This is a genomic window from Mesorhizobium sp. M0518 (assembly GCF_040321125.1).
Lineage (GTDB): Bacteria > Pseudomonadota > Alphaproteobacteria > Rhizobiales > Rhizobiaceae > Mesorhizobium.
In genome coordinates this window covers 41556-66739 of record NZ_JAMYQY010000011.1, presented here as the reverse complement: position 1 = coordinate 66739, position 25184 = coordinate 41556, and the positions used below count along the sequence as shown (strand labels likewise).

General features: G+C 63.1%; 18 protein-coding genes. 15 read left to right on the top strand and 3 right to left on the bottom strand.

Features of this window, described 5'->3' with window-relative positions; all coding sequences use genetic code 11:
• Positions 1–3 precede the first annotated feature (3 nt).
• From tssJ to NKI66_RS17485, 10 genes are read left to right on the top strand one after another with little or no spacing between them, the layout of a single operon-like run.
• Positions 4–456 (top strand): type VI secretion system lipoprotein TssJ, encoded by a 453-nt coding sequence (gene tssJ / locus NKI66_RS17530; RefSeq protein WP_023809147.1) that lies wholly within the window; start codon positions 4–6, stop codon positions 454–456.
• A 39-nt stretch (positions 457–495) separates the two neighbouring features.
• Positions 496–1830 (top strand): type VI secretion system baseplate subunit TssK, encoded by a 1335-nt coding sequence (gene tssK / locus NKI66_RS17525; RefSeq protein WP_023809148.1) that lies wholly within the window; start codon positions 496–498, stop codon positions 1828–1830.
• Positions 1831–1834: 4 nt separating this feature from the next.
• Positions 1835–3157 (top strand): type IVB secretion system protein IcmH/DotU, encoded by a 1323-nt coding sequence (gene icmH, locus NKI66_RS17520; protein WP_352752374.1) that lies wholly within the window; start codon positions 1835–1837, stop codon positions 3155–3157.
• Between the two features lies 1 nt (position 3158).
• A complete protein-coding gene (gene tssM, locus NKI66_RS17515) occupies positions 3159–6695 on the top strand; it encodes a type VI secretion system membrane subunit TssM (protein WP_023809150.1) in 3537 nt (1178 codons plus the stop codon).
• Positions 6692–7225, top strand: coding sequence for a type VI secretion system-associated protein TagF (tagF, locus tag NKI66_RS17510; RefSeq protein WP_050592624.1), 534 nt, complete (start codon positions 6692–6694; stop codon positions 7223–7225). Before tssM (NKI66_RS17515) ends, tagF begins: the two co-directional genes overlap by 4 nt.
• Before the next feature lie 19 nt (positions 7226–7244).
• Positions 7245–8090, top strand: a complete 846-nt coding sequence (locus NKI66_RS17505; RefSeq protein WP_196815287.1) for a DUF4150 domain-containing protein — start codon at positions 7245–7247, stop codon at positions 8088–8090.
• Positions 8091–8099: 9 nt separating this feature from the next.
• A complete protein-coding gene (locus NKI66_RS17500) occupies positions 8100–8525 on the top strand; it encodes a hypothetical protein (RefSeq protein WP_023809153.1) in 426 nt (141 codons plus the stop codon).
• Positions 8526–8528: 3 nt separating this feature from the next.
• A complete protein-coding gene (locus NKI66_RS17495) occupies positions 8529–9008 on the top strand; it encodes a hypothetical protein (protein WP_023809154.1) in 480 nt (159 codons plus the stop codon).
• Positions 9009–9011: 3 nt separating this feature from the next.
• Complete coding sequence (locus tag NKI66_RS17490) at positions 9012–10097, top strand: DUF2169 family type VI secretion system accessory protein (protein ID WP_050592625.1); 1086 nt, start codon at positions 9012–9014, stop codon at positions 10095–10097.
• The gene (locus NKI66_RS17485; protein ID WP_352752372.1) at positions 10085–11137 is read left to right on the top strand and encodes a hypothetical protein; all 1053 of its coding nucleotides are present in this window, start codon (positions 10085–10087) and stop codon (positions 11135–11137) included. Before NKI66_RS17490 ends, NKI66_RS17485 begins: the two co-directional genes overlap by 13 nt.
• Before the next feature lies 1 nt (position 11138).
• On the opposite strand, the gene NKI66_RS17480 is transcribed toward NKI66_RS17485, so the two are convergent.
• From NKI66_RS17480 to NKI66_RS17470, 3 genes are read right to left on the bottom strand one after another with little or no spacing between them, the layout of a single operon-like run.
• A complete protein-coding gene (locus NKI66_RS17480; RefSeq protein WP_023809157.1) occupies positions 11139–12302 on the bottom strand; it encodes a hypothetical protein in 1164 nt (387 codons plus the stop codon).
• Between the two features lie 10 nt (positions 12303–12312).
• On the bottom strand, positions 12313–12735 hold the full coding sequence (locus NKI66_RS17475) for a DUF6484 domain-containing protein (protein WP_378978123.1): 423 nt from the start codon (positions 12733–12735) through the stop codon (positions 12313–12315).
• Between the two features lie 10 nt (positions 12736–12745).
• A complete protein-coding gene (locus NKI66_RS17470; protein WP_023809159.1) occupies positions 12746–15073 on the bottom strand; it encodes a type VI secretion system Vgr family protein in 2328 nt (775 codons plus the stop codon).
• Positions 15074–15313: 240 nt separating this feature from the next.
• Between NKI66_RS17470 and tagH the strand changes: the two genes are divergently transcribed.
• From tagH to NKI66_RS17445, 5 genes are all read left to right on the top strand, one after another.
• Entirely contained in the window at positions 15314–16360 is a 1047-nt protein-coding gene (gene tagH, locus NKI66_RS17465; protein ID WP_352609940.1) for a type VI secretion system-associated FHA domain protein TagH, read from the top strand.
• A gap of 303 nt (positions 16361–16663) precedes the next feature.
• Positions 16664–18163 carry a type VI secretion system protein TssL, long form gene (gene tssL / locus NKI66_RS17460; RefSeq protein ID WP_352722408.1) on the top strand — a complete coding sequence of 500 codons (1500 nt, stop codon included), beginning with the start codon at positions 16664–16666 and terminating at the stop codon, positions 18161–18163.
• Positions 18164–18185: 22 nt separating this feature from the next.
• Complete coding sequence (tssM, locus tag NKI66_RS17455) at positions 18186–21743, top strand: type VI secretion system membrane subunit TssM (protein ID WP_023809162.1); 3558 nt, start codon at positions 18186–18188, stop codon at positions 21741–21743.
• Positions 21744–21908: 165 nt separating this feature from the next.
• Positions 21909–22688, top strand: coding sequence for a PP2C family protein-serine/threonine phosphatase (locus NKI66_RS17450; protein WP_023809163.1), 780 nt, complete (start codon positions 21909–21911; stop codon positions 22686–22688).
• Positions 22688–25156 (top strand): serine/threonine-protein kinase, encoded by a 2469-nt coding sequence (locus tag NKI66_RS17445; protein WP_023809164.1) that lies wholly within the window; start codon positions 22688–22690, stop codon positions 25154–25156. The genes NKI66_RS17450 and NKI66_RS17445 overlap by 1 nt, the downstream gene beginning before the upstream one ends.
• Positions 25157–25184: the final 28 nt, after the last annotated feature.

Below are 25184 nucleotides of genomic sequence, written 5' to 3'. Positions count from 1 at the left end.
GACATGATCGATCGACGCGAATTCATTGTCGCCTTGGGCGCAACCGGGCTGCTTACGGCTTGCCAGAGCGGGCCGCCGAAACCATCGGTGATCACCGTCAAACTGACCGGCGGGGCCGGTATGAACCCGGGACCGGGCGGCGGCGACCGGCCGGTGACGGTCCTCGTCATGCGGCTGCGCAGCACCGGCAAATTCAATTCCGCCGACTACTTTGCCTTGCAGGGGGATGCCGGTTCGGCACTCGCAGGCGACCTCATCGGATCCGACCAGATAGCCGTCGGGCCGGGAAAGACCGCGTCCAAGACCATCACGGTCGAGCCGGACGCGACGGCGCTGGGCTTCGTTGCACTGATCCGCGAGCCCGGCGGCCGGAACTGGCGGACGACCAAGTCAGTGTCGGCGGGATCACAATTTACGGTCAACGTCTCGCTTGGCAGCGGCGGCATTTCCGCCTAACGGCCAGGGCAAGGGGAGCTCGATGCAGAGAGTAGCGGCATGAGCGATGCAAACAGGGTGCTGTGGTCCGAAGGTCTGTTTCTCCGGACCCAGCATTTCCAGCAGCAGGATCGCTTTTTCGAGGCGACGGTGCGCGGCGCGTTGCAGGCCGGGCAGTTGCATACGTTCGGCTTCCAGCAGCTGACGCTGGATCAGGCATTGCTGGAGGCCGGCCAGATCTCGATCCTGTCCGCACGGGGCATCTTTCCGGACGGAACACCTTTCTCCATTCCAGACATGATGGACGCGCCGCGACCATTGCCGGTCACCCCGGACACGAGCGCCGGGCCGGTGCTGGTGGCCTTGCCTCTGGAGCCTCCGGGAGGTGTCGGCTTCGATCCGGCACACGCAGCCGCCTCGGGAGCACGCTATCACGGGCGGGTCGTTTCGGTGCGTGACGCCGTCCAGGGCGGTTCAGATCCTGAAGAAATCGAGATCGCCCGTCCGCAGGCGCTGCTGCTTGCACCCGGCAAGTCGGTCGGTGGCTACACAGCCTTGCCGATAGCCGACCTCAAGGGGGTTCGAGCCGATGGTGGCGTCTCTCTGGACGAGACCTTCCTGCCGCCGACACTGATTACCGGCGCGGTGGCCTGGTATCGGCAATTGCTTCTGGAAGTTGTCACAGGCCTCGAGCAGATCGCCGAGGCGCATGGCAAGATGGTCATGGGCGGGCCTGGGCGCAGCGTCGAAGATCTGCTGATGCTCAATCTCGCCAATGCGGCGCGTCCGCGGCTCGCCCACATGCTGGCGCAGGATGTCTTCCATCCGGCCGAGCTTTACCTGGAACTTGCCGGGCTCGCTGGTTCGATGGCGACCTACGGATCGAGCGCGCGGCGCCTGGGCGAATTACCCGCTTACGATCACATGGCGCCAGGCCCCGCCTATTCGGCGCTGGCGGATGCGCTGCGCTCGCTCATCCTCAGCCTGCGTTACATCGAGCCTAAATCGCGTGCGCTGCCTGTCATGCGGCATTCGACCAATGTCTGGAAAATCCGCATCGACAACCCGAAGCTGCTGGTGGCCAGCCGGATCGTCATCCGGGTCGGTTCGGAGCTGTCGGAGGACGCGCTGCGCAAGATATTCGTCAATCAGGCGACTGTCGGCTCGGCCGACCAGTTCGAGGGCCTGTGGAAATCGCGATTGCCCGGCATTCCGCTGAAACCGCTTCATTCCCAGCCGCGCGAGATCCCCTACGATGGCGATCGGCTGTGCCTCGAGCTGGACCAGAAAAGCGAGCATTGGGCCTCGCTGCTCGATGCTCCCGGCTTTGTCATCGGCGTTTCGGGCGTGTTGCCAAGCGAGCCGCAGGTGGACTGCTATTCGGTGAACAGGTGAGATCATGAGCCGCGATGATCCGTTCGGACTGTCGGATGATCGCGAACGCACCCGCATACGACTGACCGGCGCGCCGATGCCGCGACCGATGGCGCCGCTGTTGCCGGGGGCGGTGGTAAAGCGGTCTCGGACCCACCCGAACGCGCTTGTCAACGCATTCGCACCCTTGCTCGAGTTCGCTCCCGAGCTCGAGAGTGCGCTGCCGCCGGAGAATCCGGAAACGTTGCGCACCCGATTGCTCGAAGAACTGGTTCGGGCACGCGACATGGCAATGTCGACGGGATCCTCGATGGAGAGGGCCGACCAGGCAGCCTGGATCGTGGCGGCGTTGCTCGATGATCTGGCTCTGAACACGCCCTGGGGTGGGGCCAGCGCCTGGCCTCGGCAGCCGCTTGTGGTCATGCTGCGTGGCGATGTCGATGCCGGCACGCAGTTCTTCACGCGTCTCGACGAACTGGAACGCCATCCCAACCGCGATCGCGAATTGCTGGAACTGCAGTATGATTGCATGGCGCTCGGTTTCCGCGGCAAATATCGCGTGCCTGGGCGATCAGGCGACCGTTCGCTCAATGCCGTTCGCGTGGCGGCGGCACGCTTCCTGCGCGATGCCGACGCTGAAGGCGCGCCACTGTCGCCAAACTGGAAGGGCGTGATCGCATCCGACGAGCCGCAGCGCTTCATCGTTCCGATCTGGGTCATGGCGCTCGGTGCGGCGGTTGTTTCCACAGCGATCCATATCGGGCTCTCGATGGGACTGAGCAGCCAGGCGGTCGAGCTTTCCGCACTTGTGCGCACCTTGCCGCCGCCTGCACGCGGCGACATCAGCCGTACGTCGCCCAACGTCGAGGCCCCGCCGCCGGAGAAAGTGGATTTTGCGCTGTTGCCGGAATTTCAGGCCGGTGCACCGGCCGACCTCAGATCCGCCCTCAGCGGCACCGAGAGCGTCTCGCTGGCCAAGCTGATCATCCAGGCCTCCAACCCCGAACTGTTCCAGTCGTCGCGGCCACAACTGACCGAAGGCTTCGAGCCTCTGATCGGTTCGATCGCCAAGGTGATCCTCGCCAATCAGGAGCTGATCGGAAACATCACGGTGATCGGTCATACGGACGGCGTTCCTCTGCAAAAGACCAATCCGCTGTCGACCAACCAGCGGCTGTCCGAGGCTCGCGCCCAGACGATTGCCGACATGCTGGTCCAGAACGGAGTGCCACGGGACCGCGTCCATTCCGAGGGCCGCGCGGCCACCGATCCAGTGGCCAGCGACAGCACGCGCCAGGGGCGAGCCTTGAACCGCCGCGCCGAGGTGCTTGTCGAAAAGAGGCTGTGAGATGTTCATCCTGCGCTTCCTCTGGGCGGTTCTGACATCGCGCTGGCTGTGGACGCTGATCGGCATCACGCTGCTTTCCCTGGTCATCTGGGTGTTCGGTCCGATCGTCAGGGTCGGTGCCTACGAACCGTTCGCCTCTGAAAATGTGCGCATCGTCATCATCGCGCTGCTGGTCATCTTCTGGCTGATCTGGCTGATCGTCGCCCAGCGCCGGGCGATCCGCGCCAACCGCCTGTTCGTCGCCGACATTGCCGCGCCCGCGGTGGAAAAGCCGCTGAGCCCCGGCGAAGAGAACGTCGCTGCCGTGGGTGCCAAGTTCGCCGAGGTGATGGCCGAACTGAAGCGCCGCAAGCTGGGCGGCCGCAAGTTTCTGCGCGACATGCCGTGGTATGTGATCGTCGGGCCGCCGGCCACCGGCAAGACCACGGCTCTGCGGCAGTCCGGACTGAATTTTCCGATCGACCTCACCGACGACCTGCAAGGGGTCGGCGGCACCCGCAACTGCGACTGGTTCTTTTCCGAAAACGCGGTTCTGATCGATACCGCCGGCCGCTATGTGCAGCAGGAGAGCCAGCCCGATGTGGACGCGGCGGAATGGCTGGGCTTCCTCGACCTTTTGAAGAAGCATCGCGGCCGCCGCGCGCTCAACGGCGTCATCGTGGCGCTTTCGATCGACGTGCTTTCGGAGGGCGACGAAGCCATCAAGGCGCACGGCCGCAAGATCCGCCGCCGGTTGGCCGAGCTCAACGACCGGCTCGAAATCCGCCTTCCGGTCTATCTGATGCTGACCAAGGCCGATCTGATCAAGGGTTTCGAAGCCTTCTTCGGCGGTCTGTCCACCGCCTCGCGCGAGCAGGTGTGGGGAACGACCTTCGCGCTGGATGCGCGCGTGGATGCCAAGACCATCGAACGCGAAATTTCGACGCTGGCGACGGAGCTGGAGCGGCGGCTGGTGCCGCGCCTGGAGGATGAGGAAAAACTCGCCGCCCGTGCAGAGATCTTCCGGTTTCCTGCCCAACTCGCAAGCCTGTCCGAACCGATCCAGGTGCTGGTCGAGGCGATGTTCGGCGAAAGCCGGTATGAAGAGGCTGCATGGCTGCGCGGCCTCTACCTGACGTCGGCGACTCAGGAAGGGGCGCCTATCGACCGACTGACCGCGGCGCTGTCGTCGTCTTTCGGTCTTCCGCCACGGCGGGTCCTGCCCGCACCAAGGGTCGAGAAACGCAGCTTCTTCCTGAAGAACCTGCTCACCGAAGTCATCTTCAAGGAAGCAGGCCTGGGTACGTTCGACCCGCTGGCGCAACGCCGCCGCGCCTGGATCTGGCGGGGCGCGGCGGCTGCCTGTGCCACAGCGGGCTTGCTGGCCAGTGCGGTGTTTGCCTGGTCCTACTACGACAACCGCAATGCGATCTCGGCCCAGGCAAGCCAGTTCGAAGCGCTGCAGACGCCGTTGACCTCGGCTGCCGCAAACCCGGCATCGGTGCAGCAGCCTGCCATCGACGGCGCGCTCGAGGCAATGGACGCGGTCTCAAATGCCCGGACAGCACCGCCGGCCGCTGTCCAGGATCTGCTAGGGCCATCGGCCTCGGCGGAACTGGTGCGGGCTCAGACCGACACCTACGATCACGCCTTGCGCAACGTGCTTGAGCCGCACATGGTGGCCCTTCTCGAGGCCACCATGTGGCGGCAGATCCGCGATCCGGATTTCATGCTCGGCGCTCTCAAGACCTATCGTATGATGACGGGTCTGTCGCAGATGGATCCCGACTACACCCAGAACTGGTGGGTCAACAGCCTTCCCGAATTCGCGGCCGCAGCACCATTTCCAACCGCCGATGCCGAAGAGCATCAGCTTGCGGCCATCCGCCGGATGACGGTCGACGAAAGCTATATCGAGCCCGACCAGGCGCTGGTTGCCGAAGCGCTGAAAACGGTATGCACGATTTCATTGCCGGCGCGTGCCTACAAGCAATTGCTGGCCGATCCGGTAGTGGCCGGGCTCAAAGAATGGATTCCGGCGAATTTCGCCGGTCCCAACGGCGCCAAGGTTTTTGCGCGTCGCTCCGGCAAGACGCTTCGCGTCGGCATTTCGGGAGCATTCACCTATGCAGGCTTCCATGACGCCGTTCTCGACCGGATCGAGGATGTGGCAGCACAAGCGGCGCTGGATCGGGCGGTCTTCGCCGGGGGCTGCTCCGAGAACTCCGAAACGTCCGTGTCGGCGCTGTCCGAGGACATCCTGAAGCTCTACTACGACGACTATATCGCACAGTGGGACAGCTTCCTGCGCGATATGAGGCTGGCGCCGTTGAGCGACCTCAATGTCGCCAGTGAGAATCTGAAGGATCTTTCCAGCGCCGATTCAGCGCTGAAACGCCTGCTCACGGCGGTCGTTCAGGAGACCGAGCTTACCCGGTCCGATGAAGCGCCGGCCGACGACAAGGCGGCGGCCAAGGGCGGCTCGAAACTGCTCGGCAAACTCGGCAAGCTCGGCAAGATCGTCAAAACGGGGGCAAAGCTGCTTCCACGCGCGGGCTCAGCTGACGAGGTGGATCTTACCGGCAACCTGGTGGCCGAACACTTCAAGCCGCTCAAAGGTGCTATTGCCGAGGTCGACGGCCAGCCGCCAGCACTCGACGCCGCGGTGGTGGCTTTGACGGCGCTGTCCAACGTTTTGCAGACGGTCACGGCCAATCCCGATCCCCAGGATGCCATCAAGAAGCAAGGCGGCCTCGCCGAACTGACGGGGGCGGTCGCAAGGCAAGCGCAAATCCTGCCCGACCCGGTCGACGACTGGCTCGGCGGTGTCGCCGGCGACACCAGCGGGTTGACGCAAAAGGCGGTCACCTCGGAGCTCAACGCCATCTGGCGCGCCGACATCCTGCCCTTCTGCCAGGCGGCGCTCAACGACCGCTATCCGTTCAGTCCCGAAAGCGCGGTGGACGTCAATGTCCGCGACTTCGCCCGCCTGTTCGGACCGGCGGGCCTGATCGACGCGTTCACCAACGACCATTTGATCAGCTATGTCGACACCGCCAGCCAGCCGTGGAAATGGCGTGCCGATTTCGGCCTCGACCCTTCGGCGCTGGCGGCTTTCGAGCAGGCCAGGCGGATACGCGACGATCTCTTTCCCGGCGGTACAGGACCGGTGATGAGCTTCACGCTGGAACCCAAGGACCTGTCTCCGAACGTCACGCGCGTAACGCTCAATCTCGATGGCCAGACCCTCGTCTACTTCAACAACGCGACGCGGCCGCAACCGATGACCTGGCCCGGCAAGGAGGGCACCGGGGTCATCTCGCTCGCCTTCCAGCCCATCGATGGTTCGCCCGAAATCATGCTCAACGAGACCGGCAGCTGGGCGTGGCTGAGGATGCTGCGCAGCGGCCGATTCACTGGAACCTCGCTGTCCGATGTCTACAGCCTGCGGCTGGGCACGAAAGGCATGTACGCCGATTTCGAGCTCAAGGCCGCCAGCGTCGAAAACCCTTACAACCTGCAAATGTTCAAGAAATTCTCATGTCCGCCGCAGATATGAGCACCGGCTTCTTCGGCAAGATTCCGGCGACCGGAGATTTTGTCGCCGCGAACTTGCCGCGAGCGTTCATCGACCGCTGGGACCGGTGGATGTCGATGGAACTGCGCGAGAGGCCAGACGAGGGGGAATTGGATTCGCGTGTCTGGCGCTTCATCGTCAAGGGCGGCATTTTCGGCGACCAGCCCTGTGCCGGCGTCTGGCGCATGAGCGAGGATCGCGTCGGCCGCCGTTATCCGTTCGCCATCGTCCGGCTTGGGGCCCCGCCGGAGCCGGGCGACCCGTGGTACGATGCAGTGGCCTCGCTTCTTCAGAACTGCGTCGACAACTACTGGGCGCAGACCCGGCTGGCCGAAAGCCTTCAGATTTTGCCACCTCCGGGCGCCGCCGCCGCGACCGACAAGATCGCATTCTGGAGCGACGACTGGGAGGTCAGGGAGTTCGGCTTCGCCGACATCCACGACCTTGCTCAAAATGCCCTGCCCGCGATGCGCGGCATCGCCGGAGACGGCGGGGTCCTGAGCCATGGGTAACACGGTCTACGCCGAAAAGATGGGCTTCTTCCACCAGGCAAGCGGCGGCAAGGGCGTCGCGCCGGGCGACGTCTGCCTCAGCCCGCCGCCGCCGCCAGCGGGACCGGTGCCGGTTCCATATGTCAACATGCTTTCGGCCAGCGATCTCATCAAAGGCAGCAAGAGCGTCAAGGTGCAGGGAACACCGACGGCGCTGGAGAACTCTTCCGAAGTGGCGCTGAGTACGGGCAACGAAGCGGCCACGCCTGGACTTGGCGCCGGCGTGGTCACCCATCGCATCAAGGGTAAGGGCTCGTTCAAGCTCTGGTCGTTCACGGTCAAGGTCGAGGGCAAGGGAGTCTGCCGCCACGGCGATCCGATGGAGCAGAATACCGCGAGCCCGCTGCCGAACACGGTCGACGTGTCCGCCATGGTCGACTTCTCGGTGGTGCTGGGCAAGGACGCGATGAAGGAAGACTGCCCGCGCGACTACAAGTACTCGGAGGACTATACCCCCACGACCGAGACCCAGCGCGCTTCCGTGCAGGGGCAGACCTGCTGGCAGTGCAAGAAGGACCGCGCCAACATCCTTCGTCGGGCTTCAGGCCCAGCCAAGGACAAGGCGCTGAAGGACATTGACAAGAAAATCAAAAGGCAGACTGACGGCAAGGTCACGATGATCGCCGATCACCAGCCGCCGCAGAAGACCGCGTGGGAGATGGGAGCGTGCCACGATCCGGGCAGCTTCGCCCAGCGGATGCGCGACCTTCCGTGCCAGCCGCATTGTCATGCTCACAGCATGGAGCAGTCCCAGGATATGCGCGCACTGGATCGCCGCGAGCTTTACGATGCGATGAACAAGCACATTGGCGGCCTGGGCATATAGAGATATGAAATGATCTCGATAACGTATCAAGACATCTATGATCGTTGGACAGACGAGTTGAAGATCGTCGTGCCACCATTGCTGGAATGGTGGCATGACCTTCGTGCGCAGGAAGTCAACAGGGAGCTTGTCGACGCCCGCTGGCCGGCGGGACCAGCGAGTCACCCTCGGGTCATTGCCCTGTTTCGGAAGTACTACTTCGAAACGACGCGACTGAACGACTTGCTTTCGGGCGGCGGGCCGGAGCCCGGGAGGAGCGAGATGTGGGGCTCCGAGGCCAAGCAGTTGTCCGAAGGGAGCGAGGGGGACGGGCCGGTCCCACCCGTGACGTTGCTCCTCTCCTGGCTGGGCGACACCGAGCCCGAGCTGGCGGACTTCATGAGGCCGTTCGACTTCATTCCCATCGGGGAAGATCCGGAATTCGAGGAGTCCTGAGCGATGGCACTGCTCGTCAACCACAACATCCAGAACGGGACCTACCGGCTGCTGCGCGCGCCCGGTGACGTCCGAGGCCGCGCGGAAGGGACGGCGCCGGGGACCGGCTCGGCTGGACATCGCAGCCTGTTCGCCGCCTATCTGCTCGATTTCGTGGACGTGTTCGCTGTCGCGTCCGAGACATGGAACGCGAGTGTCGAGGAGCGCATGGAGACCGGCCTGCCGATGGGCGAGGCAATCCTCCGAACGATCGAGGCCAAGGGGCTTGCCGGCCCCGCCGGCCACCCGAGGGTGGTCTGGCTCGTGCGCAAGTACTGGCTCGCGTGCGACAAGGAAAACCGGCGTTCCGCGTCGAGTGCGGTGCCTCCCGAAGTGTTACTTCTCGAGTGGCTGATCCAGGGCGGCCATGACGACTATGCGACGCTGCTGACCGCGATGCCCTACTGGCCGATCGGCCTCGACGAACACGGCAATTGGTGCTGAGCGATGGCGTTCGCGGTCGGGATCGAGAATCGCACGCCGTTCGCCACCGCAACACATGTGCAACTCGACGCCGACGGCCAGGAAGTCCTGGTCGTCATGTTCTCGGCAAGCTTCGATGCGCTCGACGGCGCACCGGCACTGGACGTCTGCGAAGACCAGATGCCGGTCGCGCTCTGGGATATCCCGTTCGGCGATCCAGCCAATTCCTCCAATCGCTACGAAGCCGATATTGCGCCGCATAAGCCGGCCGCCGAAATCCTTGTCAACGGTTCGGCGCACGCGCCGAACCGCCGTCCGGTGGCGGAGATGCAGGTCGGTTTCCGCGTCGGTGGCTTGCAAAAGGTGCTCAACGTTGTCGGAGACCGCATCTACGATGCCGGCGGCTACAGTGCGCCGGCCCTGTTCCGAACCATGCCGATCGTTTACGAGCGCGCCTATGGTGGGACGCTGCCAGATGGCCGGCTTGACCGACGCAACCCGGTCGGCGTCGGCTATCACCATGCCTCGTCCGCCGATCCGGCAGTGCGAACACAAGCCCCGAATGTCACCTACCCCGCCGAACCTTATCTCAGTCCCTCCGATCGGCCCAGACCGGCCAGCTTCGGCCCGCTCGGGCGGGGTTGGATGCCGAGACTGCCGCTCGCGGGCACCTACGACCAAGCCTGGATCGACACGCAGTGGCCACTGCCTCCCGGGGATTTCGATCCGCGCTACAATCTGTGCGCCCCGGCGGACCAGCACCTGCCGGCAATCCATGGCGGTGAGACTGTCACGATCATCGGCATGACACCGAACGGCCGCTGGGACTTCCGCCTGCCGCGCATCGTTGCGCCTGTGCGGCTGATCTATGACGACCGGGTCGAGGAACGTCCGTTTGCCGCGGACACGGTGATTGTCGAGCCGGATCTGTGGCGCGTCACACTGAAAGCGCGCTTTTCACACGTGACAAAACGGAACACGCCGGCGCTGCGGGAAATCGTCTTCGGCCATGTCACGCCCGCCTTTCTCGTGGCCCGGCGCAAGCGCAAGAGCTATCTCAGCCCGCGTGGCGGCGACGGCACAGTCGACCGCGCCGTGTGGCAGCCATGAAGCGGCCGCTCTACGTCGCCGGCGGCGGCGCCGTCACGCCCGCCGGGCTGAACGCGCGGCAAACGATCGCAGCCATTCGGGCGAGCCTTTCGGCCTTCGAGGAAATCACGCTCGCCGAACCGTTCGGAGTGCCACAGGTAGTCGCGCGCATACCCACTCACCGGCATCTGCGCCGCAACGAAGGCGAATGGCTGGTCAACATGGCCGCCCGCGCTATCAACGAAGCGCTCGGCGCGGGCGAGCCGGGGGTCGCGGCGGCCACCGCGCTGCTCATCACGACGCCGGAGAGCTTTCGCAACCATCCGGCTTTCGTTGATATTCCGGCGCGCGATTTCCTGGCCGCGGTTGTCGACGCAACAGGCCTGAGATTCCACCACGCCTCGTGCGTCATCGACGGCGGCGCGGCGGCAAGTGTGGGACTGATAGAACGGGCGCTTGCACTGATGGAGGATCAAGGCGCCGCACAAGTGCTGCTCGGTGGCGTCGACAGCCTCGTCAACCACACCGACCTCGGCCGGCTCAGCCGGACCGGACGTTTACAGGGCGCGGACAACGCCCAAGGACTGGTTCCTGGCGAGGCGGCCGTCTTCGTGCGGCTGCTGCGGGAACCTGGCCGCGAGCCTGTCGTGGCCGCTATCCATGGCATCGGCATGGCCCAGGAGACGGACAGCATCCTTTCCGAGCGCTACAGCCAGGGCCGCGCCATGCTCGGCGCGCTGCGCGACGCCGTTTCGGGATCGGGACCATCGGAACCCGACATCGACTTCGTCGTCTCGAACGGCAATGGCGAGCGCTATCATGGCTGGGAGATGCTGATTGCCCGACCGCGCTTCTATCGCACGCACCGCACCCTGATGGCGACGGCCTATCCGGCGATGACGGTCGGCGACACCGGCGCGGCCAGCGGCGCGCTGGCGCTGATGCTGGCCGCCGACAGTCTTGTCCAGAATTATGCGCCGGGATCGATTGCCATGTGCGAAGTCGCATCCGAGAACGGATTGCGCGCCGCCGCCGTCGTGGCGCGGGCGAACCGCCGATAGATTACATCCAGGCCGGGAACCGGCGCGTCCTGCGCCAATCGGTCAGCGGCGTATCGGTTGCCGCGATGGCCGCGCGCAACGCGTCGAGCCGCAACCGGCGCATCGAATGGAAAGGCGTGCGGCCGCGCCCGCCCCGTCCCTCGTCCCACCAAGCAGCAACGCGATCGGCGACAGGCAACGGGCTGTGGTTCAGAGATTCAAACGCCTTCCCCAAATCGGCCGGGTCTATCGTGAACAGGTCGGTGTCGTTGAAATCCACCTCGAACAGATCGCGCATCGCCAGCCCGGCGGCAAAGACAAGTTCCGGTTCGCGCATCTTCTCGATCAGCCAGGGCATCACCGACGGATCGCCAAACAGGCCGATCGACGCCGTTGCCGCCACGCGTAGCAGGGGCTGGCCGAGGCGCGTCTGCAACCAACCTTTCGCGGCCTTGGGCGGCGTTGTCAGCAGGCGTATCTCGATCGCCGCCTCCGCTTGGTCCGTCTCCGTCAGCACGATCTTGTCGATCACTGGGTGCGCGGACCGCGCCTCACCAAGCAGGCAAGCGGCGAAGGCGGCCGCAAGACGTTCTCTCGCCGTCTCGCCATCAAGGCCAGCCAGGACTGCCGGAAGCAGGTCGCGCCGCCCGAGCCCACCGGCGAGCCGAACGGCGCGCCGGCGGACGTTCGCGTCGGAATGGCTGGCCAGATCATGCAGGCGCGGTCCCGGATCGACGCGGTGATGCCAGAGCGCAGACAGCCCAAGGCAGCGTAGTCGCGCATCGCTTGTGTCCAGCCATTGCGCCACGAAGGGACGCAGGTTATCGCGCGGCGTGCGCGCGATCGCAGCGGACAAGCTTGAAAAGCCGGCTTCACCCACGCTTACGCCGGCGTCGATTGCGGAGGTTACCAGTTTGGCATCGCTCCAACGCATTGCCAGAGTGCCGAGCACGAAAAGTTCGCCTGGTTCGGCGTAGTCAGCAAAGCGCGCTTGAGCAGCTTCCCAACCGGCCTTGCCGGCTGCCATGAGCCCTTCAAGATTGGCTTCGAGACGCTGGTCTATGCGACCGATATCGGTTTCGTCGAGGATTGGACCGTCGATCTCCCGACGACGGCGCAGCCACAGGAAAGCCGCGTCCTCGGCATGCTGATCCACGATGGCGGCGATGGTCGCGACGCGGTGCATAGGCAACGCCTCAATTGAGATGCACGGCCCCACCGCGAATACGGTTGGTCCCGCTGGCCTGGCTCGTCAACTGGCTGCCGCGAATGGTCACGCGGCCATTCTTTTCCAGAATGATCGACGCCAGGCCGCAGCGCAGTTCTATGCGCTCGTCTCCGGTGATGACGACACGGTCGCCTTCGCGAGCGACTTTCAGCTCCCTGTTCTTGTGCGCCGGATCGACGATGCGTCCAACGACCAACGGCCGCGTTGGATCACCCTCCTCGAACAGAAGGGCCAGTTCTGAACCGATCGCCGAAATGTCCAGTTCAGTCAGGCTGCGCGCCGCAATCGCCGTCTCGCGCGGATTGCCAACGAAGACAACAAGCGGTGCCCCGCCCTCGAAACCGATCAGCAGGCCGATCACGACGCCGTCGATACGATCCAGCACTTCCATGATGACGCCCTCAGTTGTTGTTGATGGTGCTTCCCTTGACGATCACGTCGCCGTCGGCCTTGACGGTAATCTTGCCGCTGCCCTTGAGCGTTATGTCCTTGCCGTCGGCAACAATGGTGCCGTCCTTTTTCATCGTGATCGACGCCGAGCCGCATTTGAGTGTGATCGAGTCACCCGCCTCGATCACCAGGTTCTTGCCGACCTTGATCGAGCTGTCGTCCGCAATCTGGATTCCGCTGCCCTTGCCGACCTTGAGCGCGTGCCCGCCTCCGACATCGGTTGCGTCGTCAGCGCCGATTTTTGCCGACCTGCCTTTGCCGATTTGCGACGACTGCGCGCCGCCGATGGCGAAACTCTGGTCCGCGCCGATTTTCACGCTCTGCGCGGCCGCGATTGTCCAATTGTCCGCCGCTCCGATGGTGTGAGTCTGTCCGGCCCCCACTGTCATCGAGCGCGATGCGCCGATCTGATTCGTCTGGACGGCGCCAACGCTTCGGGTTTCCGCTGCGCCCACTGAATCCACTCGCGCCGCGCCCACGGTGATCGTCTGGATCAACCCGACGGTCTGCGTGTGATTGGACCCGATCGTCTCCGTCGAGTTCGCGCCGATGCCGATCGTCTCGTTCGAGCCAACCGTAAGCGAGCGGTTGACGCCCACCGTCTCGGTATCGTTCTTGCCGATGTCGGTTGTCTGGTCGACGCCGACCTTGACTGTCTTGTTGTTGCCGACGTCCTCGTCGAGGTTGTGGCCGACGGAATGCTTGGCGTCGTGGTCGATGCGGTCCGACTGATCGTGCTGCACCAGCTTGGTACGGTCATGCTTGATCAGAAGGTTGTGGTCCTTCTGCGCCTGGAAATTGACCAGTTCGGAGCCGGCCTTGTCCTCGAACATCAGCTCGTTGTAGCCGCCGCCGCCGAGCGAGGAGTCCGACTTCCAGCCGGATTGCGTGGCACTCGCCGGCAGCCCGTAGGGCGGCATCTGCGAGGCATTGTAGACCCGGCCGGTGATGATCGGCAGGTCAGGGTCGCCTTCGATAAAGTCGACGATCACCTCCTGGCCGATGCGCGGTATCTGGATGAAGCCCCAGCCGCTGCCGGCCCAGGTCTGTGAGACCCGCACGAAACAGGAGCTGTTCTCGTCCTTCTTGCCCAGGCGATCCCAGTGGAACTGCACCTTCACCCTGGCGTATTTGTCGGTGAATATTTCCTGGCCTGACGGACCGACCACGGTCGCCGTCTGCGGCCCACGCATGATCGGTCGGGGCGTGATCCGTGGCGGACGATAGGGCAAGGCGGTCGGCGCCACGCCCAGGATCACCTTGAAGTTCTCGCTGTCGACGTCGGCATGGCTTCTGTATCCCGGATCGAACAGCCTGTATTCGGCGCTGACCACCAGATACTCCTGGTTCTGGTCCTCGCGCGGAAAGCCATCGAGCTTGAACGTACAGCCCGAAAACAGGCCGCGCACGGTGCCGACCGCGGCGATACGCTGGTGGACGGCCTGGATCTCCTCGCGTCGGATCGCGGCCAGGTTGTCGCCCCGGCCGACTTCGAGATGCGCGCCGGGCTGGCGGTAGTTTTCGCCGGCGGCCAGCTTGTGACTGAACGGCTGGGCCGACTTGGCCATAAGGTCGGCGCCCGGCTTCTTGAAATCATAGTCGGTGTGGGCATAGGCGCCCGGACGCACCGAACTGCCCGGTATCCATTCGGTGATGTATTCGACATCGCGCCGGGAGCCCTGCCCTTCAAAATGATAAGGTACTTTCTCGTAGCCCGGCGCCGGCTTCAGCTTGCTCATCGCATCGGTCAGGACAAGCGTGTGTTTGCCCTCGTCATGCTCGAAAAAATACAGGATGCCTTCATGCTCGAGCAGCCGCTGGACGAAATCCAGATCGGTCTCGTCATATTGTACGCAGTATTCGCGCGGAGGGTAGGAACCCTGCAGACGCAGATCGAACTCCGCCGTGCTGTATTTCTTGAAGACGTCCTTGACGATGTCGACGACGCTCTTGTTCTGGAAAATACGGCAATCGGTGGTGTTGCCGAGGAACCAGAGCCACGGCCTGACGACCGCTTCGTAGTAGGCCAGCCGGTCTTCTATGCGGGTCAGGCGAAACTCGGACACAAGACCGCTGAACCAACGTTTCGGATCGGATTCGCCTTCCACCGAAACGACACCCCCCAGCATCTTCAGCGGATCGATATCGGGGCTGGGGCTGACGAACCCTACCGTATAGGCCAAACAACGGCTGATCTCATCGCGACCGACAAGATGCGTGAAGGTCAACAGCTCGGCGCCAACCGGTGTTTGCACAACCGTGGCACGTTCGTTCGGCATGGGTCGTGCCCCTCCTGGACGCGGCCGCCGGCAGTGGGTTTGAAGTTCCCGCATCCAGGAACTTTTTGGCCCGCCGCACCAGGCTATGTTGAGCCTACCACATGTTGTCCGGCCGACCAAAGAGATGCACAGCGGAAAAACCTTACCCTGCCGATGCATTGGCTCGAAACGCCGCTGTCCTGTTGGATGTGCAAACTGCTAGAATGTGGAGTATCGATCAGCGTTCGACGGCGATCCTCGATGTATATCAGTCTGCAAATCAACAATGTCGACGCCTTGCCTGCGGGCATCTCGACCAGTTACGCGGCGCGTGATCGCGGCTTCGAAATCGGACGCGAGGCTTGTGATTGGACCTTGCCGGACCCCGACAAGTTCATCTCCGGCCGGCATTGCGAGGTTCGCTACGAGGCAGGCGCTTTCTGGCTGCACGATGTCTCGCGCAACGGAACCTACATCAACGGATCGAGCCAGCGCATGACCGGCCCGCATCGGCTGAGCCATGGCGACCGGGTGCTGATCGGCCGCCATGTCATCTTCGTATCGATCGACGACGAGCCCGCCACGACAGGCCATATCAGTTCGACACAACGAGAAATGCCGGCCGCGACAGGCCGGCCGCTCGAATTCGCCGCCGAGCCGTTCTTCACTCCTTCGGAGCAACATTCCGGGCAGCGGGTTCCGGCTCCGGCGTTCTCGTCGCAACCGCCTCTCCCCTCGACCAGAGACGAAGTGCTGCGGGAAATCGCGATCGCGGCCGGCATCTCGCCGGAATTGCTTCAATCGCGCGATCCGCATGAAGTTGCCGCCGAAATCGGCACGGTCCTGCGGACTGTGGTCGAGGAACTGACCATGCTTTTGAAAGCGCGCACGGCCGCGAAAATACTGGCCAAGAGCACACAACGGACGATGATCAGCGCCGCCGACAACAACCCCCTGAAGTTCGGCCCGGGAACCGACGACATCCTCGAAATCATGTTCGCCCGCCGCAGGGCCGGCTATCTGGATGCCAGGCGCAGCATCAAAGATGCATTCCGCGATCTCAAGACGCACGAATTCGCCACCTATGCCGCCATGCAAGCTGCGCTGTCGCGGCTGCTCGACGATCTGTCGCCCGAGGCGATCGGAAAGAAACTCCCCCCGACATCGTTCTCGTCTAAGAAAAGCCAGGCCTGGGACGCTTTTGTCGCGACCTGGCGAACCATGGAGGAAGCCCACGAGAACGGCATGCTGGACATATTCCTGGCCTATTTCAGCGAGGCCTATGCCAAGGCCGACAAGCAGAAATAGACAGGCCCAAAGGGGGATGCGAGGCTGAAGTCGACGAAGAAAACCTCTTTGGTGCGCGGCATCCGGTTCCAATCGAGAGTTTGTGAGATTACGATCGCATACGACAATTCGCTAAGCGGCTAAGGCTGATCGACCTGGGGGTCTGCGGCAAATGTCATCTTTCGGCGGGATAGTAAGATATAGCCTACCTTCCTCCGGACACTGTCAGGGTCGGCAGGGGTTGCGTTTCCTTCACCTGACGAGAAACCGTTTTGCGCCTGTCTCACCCAGTCGCGGGCACACCGCCTGCACGGACGATCGTCCATGAGTTCGAAGGACGATCCTTTCGGCCCGGCTGGCAAGACCGTCATTCGCGCCCCTCCACGGCGTGAGCGAAAACCGGCGCCGGTCCCTCAAGTGCCCGTCGCGGATGACGGGCAAACCTCGCAGATCAAGGATTCGACCGTATTCGATCCCGGCATCGGCCGGCATACACCGCCGGGCTGGGCATCCGGGACAGTGATTTATCAAGGAGCCCCTTCCGCTTCGGCAGGAAGCGGCGCTTCCGAGGCAGCTCTACGGCAGGAGACCCTGCTCAATGTCACGGACAGTGTCAGATATTCCGCGGCAAACCCGATCCTTGCCGCGGCCGCACCATTGCTGATGCTGTTCGGCCAGTTCAGGCTTATCCCCGTCGAGAGACAAGCCGAGCCGTTGGCCGAACATGTCACTGAGGCGATCGATAGGTTCGACAGGACAGTCGAGAAATCAGGTGTTGCCGAAGAGGATGCGCGGATTGCGAAATTCATCCTCTGCGAAACCGCCGACGATCTCGTCGGCAACCTGCCTTGGCCACAGAAAGATACTTGGGCGCAGCACAGCATGCTGTCGCAGTTCTTTCACGTCGAGCCCAGCGGCACAGGCTTCTTCGAAGCGCTGAACAAGGTCCTGGCCAGTCCCGAGGCACACTACGATCTGCTCGAACTGATGCATGTCTGCCTGTCGCTGGGGTTCGAGGGCCAGTACCGGGGCCTGACGCGCGAAGACAGCAATCTCGAACGCGTTCGGCGCGACGTCTACGAAACGCTTCGCTATTTCAGGGCACGCGCGGACGCGGACATCTCGCCCCACTGGCAGGGCTTGGCGTCGACCATGACGCAGCCGTCGACAGGCCTGCCGCTCTGGGTCGTCGCGGCAGCCGTGTCGGCGCTGCTGACTGCTGCGTTCTTCGCACTGCGGGTCTTCATCACCAACGAAGGCGACGCTGCCGCCGGTGAATTGCTGGCGCTCAACCCATCGACGCCGATTACCATCGAACGGGCCAGCGTGGCGCCGTTGGCGAAGCCGGCGAAAATCGTCCCACCCGTCGCCACAACCACGCAGATCGATCGCATCCGTTCGGCACTGGCCAAGGAAGTCGAAGGCGGCGGGCTGACCATCGGCACGAAGGGCGACTTCATCGTTGTGGAAATCAACAATCTCCTGCTGTTCCAGTCCGGCAGGGCCGAGGCGAAGCCGGAGTTCCAGCCCATTGCCGCAGATATCGCCGCGGCTCTGGAACCCGAGCGCGGACCGATCAGGATTGTCGGCCATACGGACAATGTGAAGCCGCGGAAATCGAGCCCATTCAAGTCCAACTTCGATCTCTCCGTCGCCAGAGCGAAGGCCGTCGAAGCAATGATGGCACCGAAGTTCAGTGATCCTTCGCGACTAACGGTGGACGGCAAGGGCGAGGACGAACCGATCGCCGACAATGCGACGCCGGAAGGCCGCACCAAGAACCGCCGTGTCGATGTGATGATCGCCAAGGAGGAAACATTGTGAGCACGGCCAGTCGGGAGCGGCCATGACGCGTTGGCTGCTGCGGATATTCAGCATGATTGCGCTGGCCGGCTTTGCGGCGGCAGTGTGGTTTGCCGGACCCTTGATCCGCTTCGCCGATACCCGTCCTCTCGGGCCTGCCTGGCTGCGCGCGACTATCATCGGGGTGATCGTGGCAGCGCTCACGCTTTTCTACGGCCTGCGTTTCTGGCAAGCGAGAAAAGCGCAAAAAGCACTCGAAACCGTGGTCACACACAATGACGACCGCGATGACGACTCGCGGGTGCTCGAGGCCCGCGTGAATGAGGCCGTGGCGGCGCTCAAGCGGTCGAGCGGCAAACGCAATTTCCTTTATGAGATCCCCTGGTACATCGTCATCGGCCCGCCCGGTGCCGGCAAGACAACGGCGCTGGTCAATTCGGGTCTGAATTTTCCGCTGGCCGGTTCGGGTGATGCCCAGCCAGTTGCGGGCGTTGGCGGAACACGCTCCTGCGACTGGTGGTTTACCGACCAGGCCGTCCTGATCGACACAGCCGGACGCTACACGACGCAGGATTCCAATGCCGAGACCGACAAGAAGAGCTGGCTTGCCTTCTTGTCACTGCTCAAGAGAGCCCGCGCACGGCAACCGATAAACGGCGTCATCCTGGCCATCAGCCTCGCCGACCTCGTCAGCCTCGACGATCAGCAGCTTGACGCTCACGTCGTCGAGATACGCAGTCGTCTGCGGGAAATCCACGAGACGCTGAAAATCCAGTTTCCCGTGTACCTGCTGTTCACCAAGGCCGACCTGGTTTCAGGGTTCATGGATTACTTCGGCGGCTTCGACGAGCCGCGCCGGCGCAAGGTCTGGGGCGCGACATTCCAGACCACGGATCGCAACAAGAATATGGCCGCCGAGGCTCCGGCCGAATTCGATGCACTGGCAAGACGCTTGGTGGAGGAGATGCCTGACCGCCTCCAGGAAGAGGCCGATCCGGTCGCGCGTATATCCATCTTTGGCTTTCCGGCGCAGTTTGGCGCGCTGAAGGAGCGAATTACCAATTTCATCGCCAGCCTGTTCGATCCGACCCGCAGCCAGGTGAATGTCAGCTTGCGTGGACTCTACTTCTCTTCAGGCACGCAAGAGGGAACGCCAATCGATCAGGTGTTGGGCGCGATCGGTCGCAATTTCGGCAGCAGCCCCCGCGCCCATCTTTCCGGAACCGGCAAAAGCTTCTTTTTGCACGATCTGCTGACGGGCGTCATTTTTGCCGAATCCGGATGGGTTTCGTATGACAAATCAGCTGTAAGACGTGCAACGATCGCCAGGTTCGCCGGCCTTGGCGCCATCGCGTTGATCGCTGCGGCGGCCCTCGGCACCCTAGCCCTGAGCTTCACAGCCAACAGGTCGCTGATCGCCTCCACCACGCAGGCCATAAGCCAGTATCGCCAGACGGCGGACGCGTTGCTCAAAAGCACCGAGGTCACCGATGTCGACCTCGAAAACGTCATTGGCCCGCTCGACCAGTTGCGCAATCTGCCGGCTGGGTTCGAAACCGGCGACGTGCCGACACCGATCGAGGAGACGTTCGGCCTCAGCCAGCGGGAGAGACTTCTTTCGGCATCCAAGACGGCTTACCGGGAAGCGCTGGAACGAATGTTCCGATCGCGCCTGCTGATCCAGGCCGAGCGGACGATCCAGGCCAGGATGGCCGATCCCGCCGCGCTCTACGAGCCGTTGAAAATCTACCTGATGCTTGGCGGCAAGGCGCCGAAGGTCGACGACGCGTTGATCATTTCCTGGATGAAGCACGATTGGGAGCAGAACCGGTATCCAGGTGAAAACAACCGCGAAGGACGCGAGCATCTCGAAAAGCACCTGGGTGCCATGCTTGCCTTGGACGACGCCTACGATCCGGTTTTCGAACTCAACCAGCCGCTCGTCCAAGCCGCTCAACGGTCGCTCGGGCGCATGAGCCTTGCCGACCGTGCCTCGGCTTTGGTCAAATCCGCAGTATACGCGGCAGCTCTGGATGATTTTTCTGTTTCCCTGAAAAGCGGCCCGGAAGCCCCGTTACTGTTCGAGCGGGTCGATGGCGGCGATCTGTCAGGCCTTCGTGTTCCCGGCCTCTATACTTATGCCGGCTTCAACAGCTTCTATCTCGTGCAACTCTCGCGCATTGCCCAGACGCTCGTCGACGACCAGTGGGTCCTCGGTGGCGGCGGCGAGCAAGGCGGCATCGATCAGGAGTTGCCCAAGCTCGGTCCCGAACTTCTCGACCGCTATGGCAAGGAGTTCGCAACGGCGTGGAACAGCGTTCTCGACGGGTTGAAATTCAAGGCGATGCTGAAGGACAAGCCGCGCTATATCGCGCTTTCCGCCGTCGCCTCGCCAACCTCGCCGATCGAACTGCTGTTTACGGCGATCGCCGACGAAACCGCTCTGACGCGGGACGCTGCTTCCGGCAAGGACTCAGCCACCGGGGTTGAAGGCGGCGCGGGCCAGTTACAGGACGCAGCAAGCGTGGCCAAGGGTCTGGCTCGCATCGGCATACAAATCGCCACCGGAAAATCGCAAACCCGTGCCGGCACGGGATCCTTAAGCGCGCAAAACCAGAATCCCGGGGCCAACATCGAAGCGCAATTCAGGCCGTTCCAGGCCCTGGTGAGCGGTGCTGCCGGACACCGCCCGATCGATGCCTTGACCCAGAATTTCCGCGATATCTACCAGAGCCTGCAACTGGCGACCGACGTCCCCTCCCAGACGGAACGCGTCAACGCAAACCTGCAGCTCCAGATAGCCACCCTTCGCGCCAATGTCTCGCGACTGCCCAAGCAACTCGGCCGGATGGTCAATGCGACGGCAGACGAGTTTGAAGGCAACGTCACCGAGACCTCGGTGGCAAATTTGAACCAGATGCTCGACCAGACGGTCACACAGCCCTGCGAGGCGGCGGTCAACGGCCGTTATCCTTTCGCCCGCAATGGCACCGAGGACATCGCGATGGCGGATTTCGCCAAACTGTTCGCTCCGGGCGGGCTGATGGACCGGTTCTTCGCACAGAACCTCGCATCGCTGATCGATATGACCGGTCAGGACTGGAGCTGGAAACAGGATGCTCGCTTCGGCCGCGACCTGTCGAAGTCGACGCTGAAGAACTTCCAGCTGGCGGCCGAAATCCGTAGCGCCTTTTTTCCCCAGGGCGGTTCGGTGCCCTCGGTGAGCGTGACCTTCACGCCCTTCTCACTGCATGGCGATGCCGATGCGGCGGTGCTCGATGTCGACGGCCAGACCGTCCAGAGCAACCAAGCGGGCAACATGCCGAGCATAGTGACCTGGCCGAGCGGCGCGGCTTCCGGATCCGCCAGTCTGAGCCTGACGCCGGAGATGCCAGGCCGCGAATCCGCCATCAAGTTCGAAGGGCCGTGGGCCCTGAAGCGACTTCTGGACAAGGCTGCCGTCACCGGCCACGACAGCAACATGCAAGCACGCTTCGTGATTGGCGGACGCGACGTTACTTATACGCTCCAGACAGGTTCAGGCTCCAACCACTTCTTCCTCCCGGCCCTTTCCGGATTCAGCTGTCCCAAGGCGTTTTGAGATGGGTTTGATCTGCTGATCATGGCGCCGATCCGCTGACCAGAGTTCAAACCCCGGTTTTCCTTAGTTTTCGGTACTTTAATGTTCGAGCCTGTGGCAAAGTGGCGCCAGCGAGCGTCCAAAGGTGCGCCGCAGAAGGACGCTTGAAAAGCGCTTGGTGGCAATTTGAATACTGTCGCCCTTTCCATCGAAAGCTTCGGCGTGAGCCACAAAGGCTGTGTCCGTGAGCTCAATGAAGACAGCTATCTAGTCGAGCCACAAACTGGCCTCTGGGTGGTAGCCGACGGAATGGGTGGACATGACGCCGGAGAGGTCGCTTCCGCCAGTATCGTCGATCATCTGTCAACAATCGGCATCGCGAGCTCGGCACCCGATCTTCGGGCCCGCTTCGAGGACAGGCTGAGCCGGGCCAATGCCGAAATCCGCAGCATATCGGAATCGCGCGGCATCACCATCGGCTCCACGGTCGCCGCCCTGTTGGCGATGGACGGACGATTTGCCTGCCTGTGGGCGGGCGACAGCCGGGTTTATCTGATCCGCAACGCCGCGATCTCGCAGATTTCGAAAGACCACACCGAAGTGCAGGAACTCTTGGATCGAGGCATGATCAGCGCGGTCGAGGCGCTCACCTGGCCACGCCGCAATGTCATCACACATGCGATCGGGGTCAGTGACGACTTCGTCATCGATTTCCAGCAGGGCGAACTGATGCCGGGAGACATTTTCGTGCTGGCCACCGATGGGCTGACGGCACATGTCACCGACCCCGAGATCGAGGCCGCCGTCGTGTCGGCTACACCTCAGGCGGCCGGAGAAAACCTGCTGGAAACGGTTCTGGCGCGAGGCGGAACGGACAATGTCACCATTGTGCTGGTTAAGATTGGGAACGGGCGCAATGGACAATCGCTCCACCCTGATCTGTCCAGAGCGGAGGGCCGAGGCTGATGAGCGCCGATGACAAGACGCGAATATCGCCGCAAGTGGCCAACACCGCTGTCGGTACGCAGCTCAGCGGCATCTACGAACTTGACGAACGGATCGCATTCGGCGGCATGGGCGAGGTCTATCGCGGCCACAACATCCAGACCGGCGACCATGTCGCGATCAAGATCGTGCTGCCCGAATTTGCCCGTGACCAGACGATCTTGTCCTTGTTCCGCAAGGAGGCCTCGATCCTCAACCACCTGTCGCATGATGCGGTCGTGCGATACCACGTCTTCACCATCGATCCCGGGATCGGCCGTCCCTACCTTGCCATGGAATTCGTCGACGGCGAGTCGCTGTACGACATCATGCGACGTGGTCCGATGCCGACGGATGAGGTGCGCAAGCTCTGCCATCGCCTCGCATCCGGCCTGAGCGCCGTGCATCAAGCGGGAGCAATCCATCGCGACCTCTCGCCGGACAATATCATCCTGCCGGGGGGCCGGGTCGACCGCGCAAAGATCATCGATTTCGGTATAGCGCGATCGGCGACCGTGGGCGGGGAGACACTGATCGGCGGGAAGTTCGCGGGAAAGTACAACTACGTTTCGCCCGAACAGCTCGGGCTGTACAGCGGCGACGTCAGTGAACAGTCCGACATTTACAGCCTTGGGCTGGTGCTGGCTGCCGCTCTGCGCGGGAAACCGATCGACATGAGCGGATCGCAGTTCGAGATCATCGAAAAGCGCCGGGCCGTGCCTGACCTCTCTGATATCGACGACGATTTTCGTGACATTGTCGAAGCCATGCTGCAACCGGATCCGCGAGACCGGCCGGTCAGCATGGCTGATATCGCCAGGATGACGCGTGGCGAAGACGAAGGAACAACGCCGCCGACGTCCATCACACCCCGCAACCGGCCAGCCGGGCAAACCCTTACTCCTGATCCCAAGGGCGGCCAGGCATCCAATGTCGCGGGACGCAACGCGCCGACGGCAACGGGCCCGGGCGAGCAGCGCTTCGTCCCGCATGTCCGGCCCGCGCATTTGTCCGAACCGCTGCCTTCGCCGGTCGCCGGCCCTCCGCGCGCGGTCACTGCGGATATGCCCAAGAAATCCACAAAGACCCCAACTATCGCGATCGCTGCCCTGGCGACACTAGCTGTCGCCTCAGGCGCGGGCCTGTATCTGAGCGGCTTCATGACGCCGGCAACGCCGATTGCCGGCAAGACATCGCTTTCCGCGCCCGAACCGTCAAAGCCTACACCGGAAACTTCGGCGCCGACCCTCACGGACAAAGTCGCGAACGCCCCTGAGCCGGCAAAGCCAGTTCCGCCCGTGCAGCCGGAGGCCAGCGTACCGCCGGCTGAAAACCAGCCAGATGCCTCGGCGGCTCAAAAGCCGCAGCCGGCCAAGCCCGCCGAACTCCCTTCGCAGACCGAGGAATCTGAGAAACCGCCGGCAATGGAAGCGCAACCGCAAACAGAGGCGGGCGTGCCGCCGGCTGGAAGCCAGGCAGATGCCAAGGCAGTGCAAACGCCGGAGCCGGCCAAGCCCACTGTCCCCGCGCAAACCGCGGGCCCCCCGGAGTCATCGGCAACGGACGCGCAGCAGCCATCCGAAAAGACACCGCCGGCCCAGCCAGAGTTTGTGGAGAGCCCAAAGCCCAAACCGGAGCCGCAGATCAGCCAGCCGGCAGAACCCAAGGTTGCCGGGCCGGCGCCCAAACCCACTGCAAGCCAGACGGATGCCGCGAACGCCGAGAGCCAAAAGACTGTGCCACCGGCGGCCAAGCAGCCGGACCAACCTGTCGTCGCGTTGAACGTACCCAAACCGGCCATTCCTCCGGCCGTGGACGACATCGCGCAACGAGTCTCCTGGGTTCGCGACTTCGGCGGCGGCGACTGTTTCTATGCGACCATGAATTCGCCAACCGACACCGCAGCCGCGATCGAAGGATTTGGAACAGCGGTCCAGCCATTCGAACGCATGCTGGGCGATTTCCAGGCGAAATTCCATGTGGAGCCCGACATCAGCGTCCGCCTCATTGAGCCGAGCCAGTGCGAAGTCACCAATTTTCTGCGCTTTCTGGGACAGACCGCGGCCGACAAGCCGCAGCTTGTTCTCGACCGGACGTCGGTGCCGAACGGTACGCCGATCAGCGGCACGCTGGTGACGCGTGGCGGGCTCATTTCCAGCGTGTTGCTGATCGATCACAAGGGCATGGTGTTTAATCTCGACGATCGCATCGTCGCACAGTCGGACAAAGCCACCTTCAGCATCCCGATTGGCCTCGGCGCCGCCGACAAGGCCGCTGGAAAGGCCGTGCCGCAGATCATAATGGTGATCACGGGACCCCAGGATATTGAGGCGGCCGCATTCTCGGCGCCGACGCCAGCCTCGGCGCTGCTACCCAAAATTCTCGAGGAAATCGAGACCAACGGATCTCAGTTCTCAGCCACTGCCAAGTATTTCCGGCTCGGCGGATAGCATGGGCGCCCGATGGAACGCTGCTCGT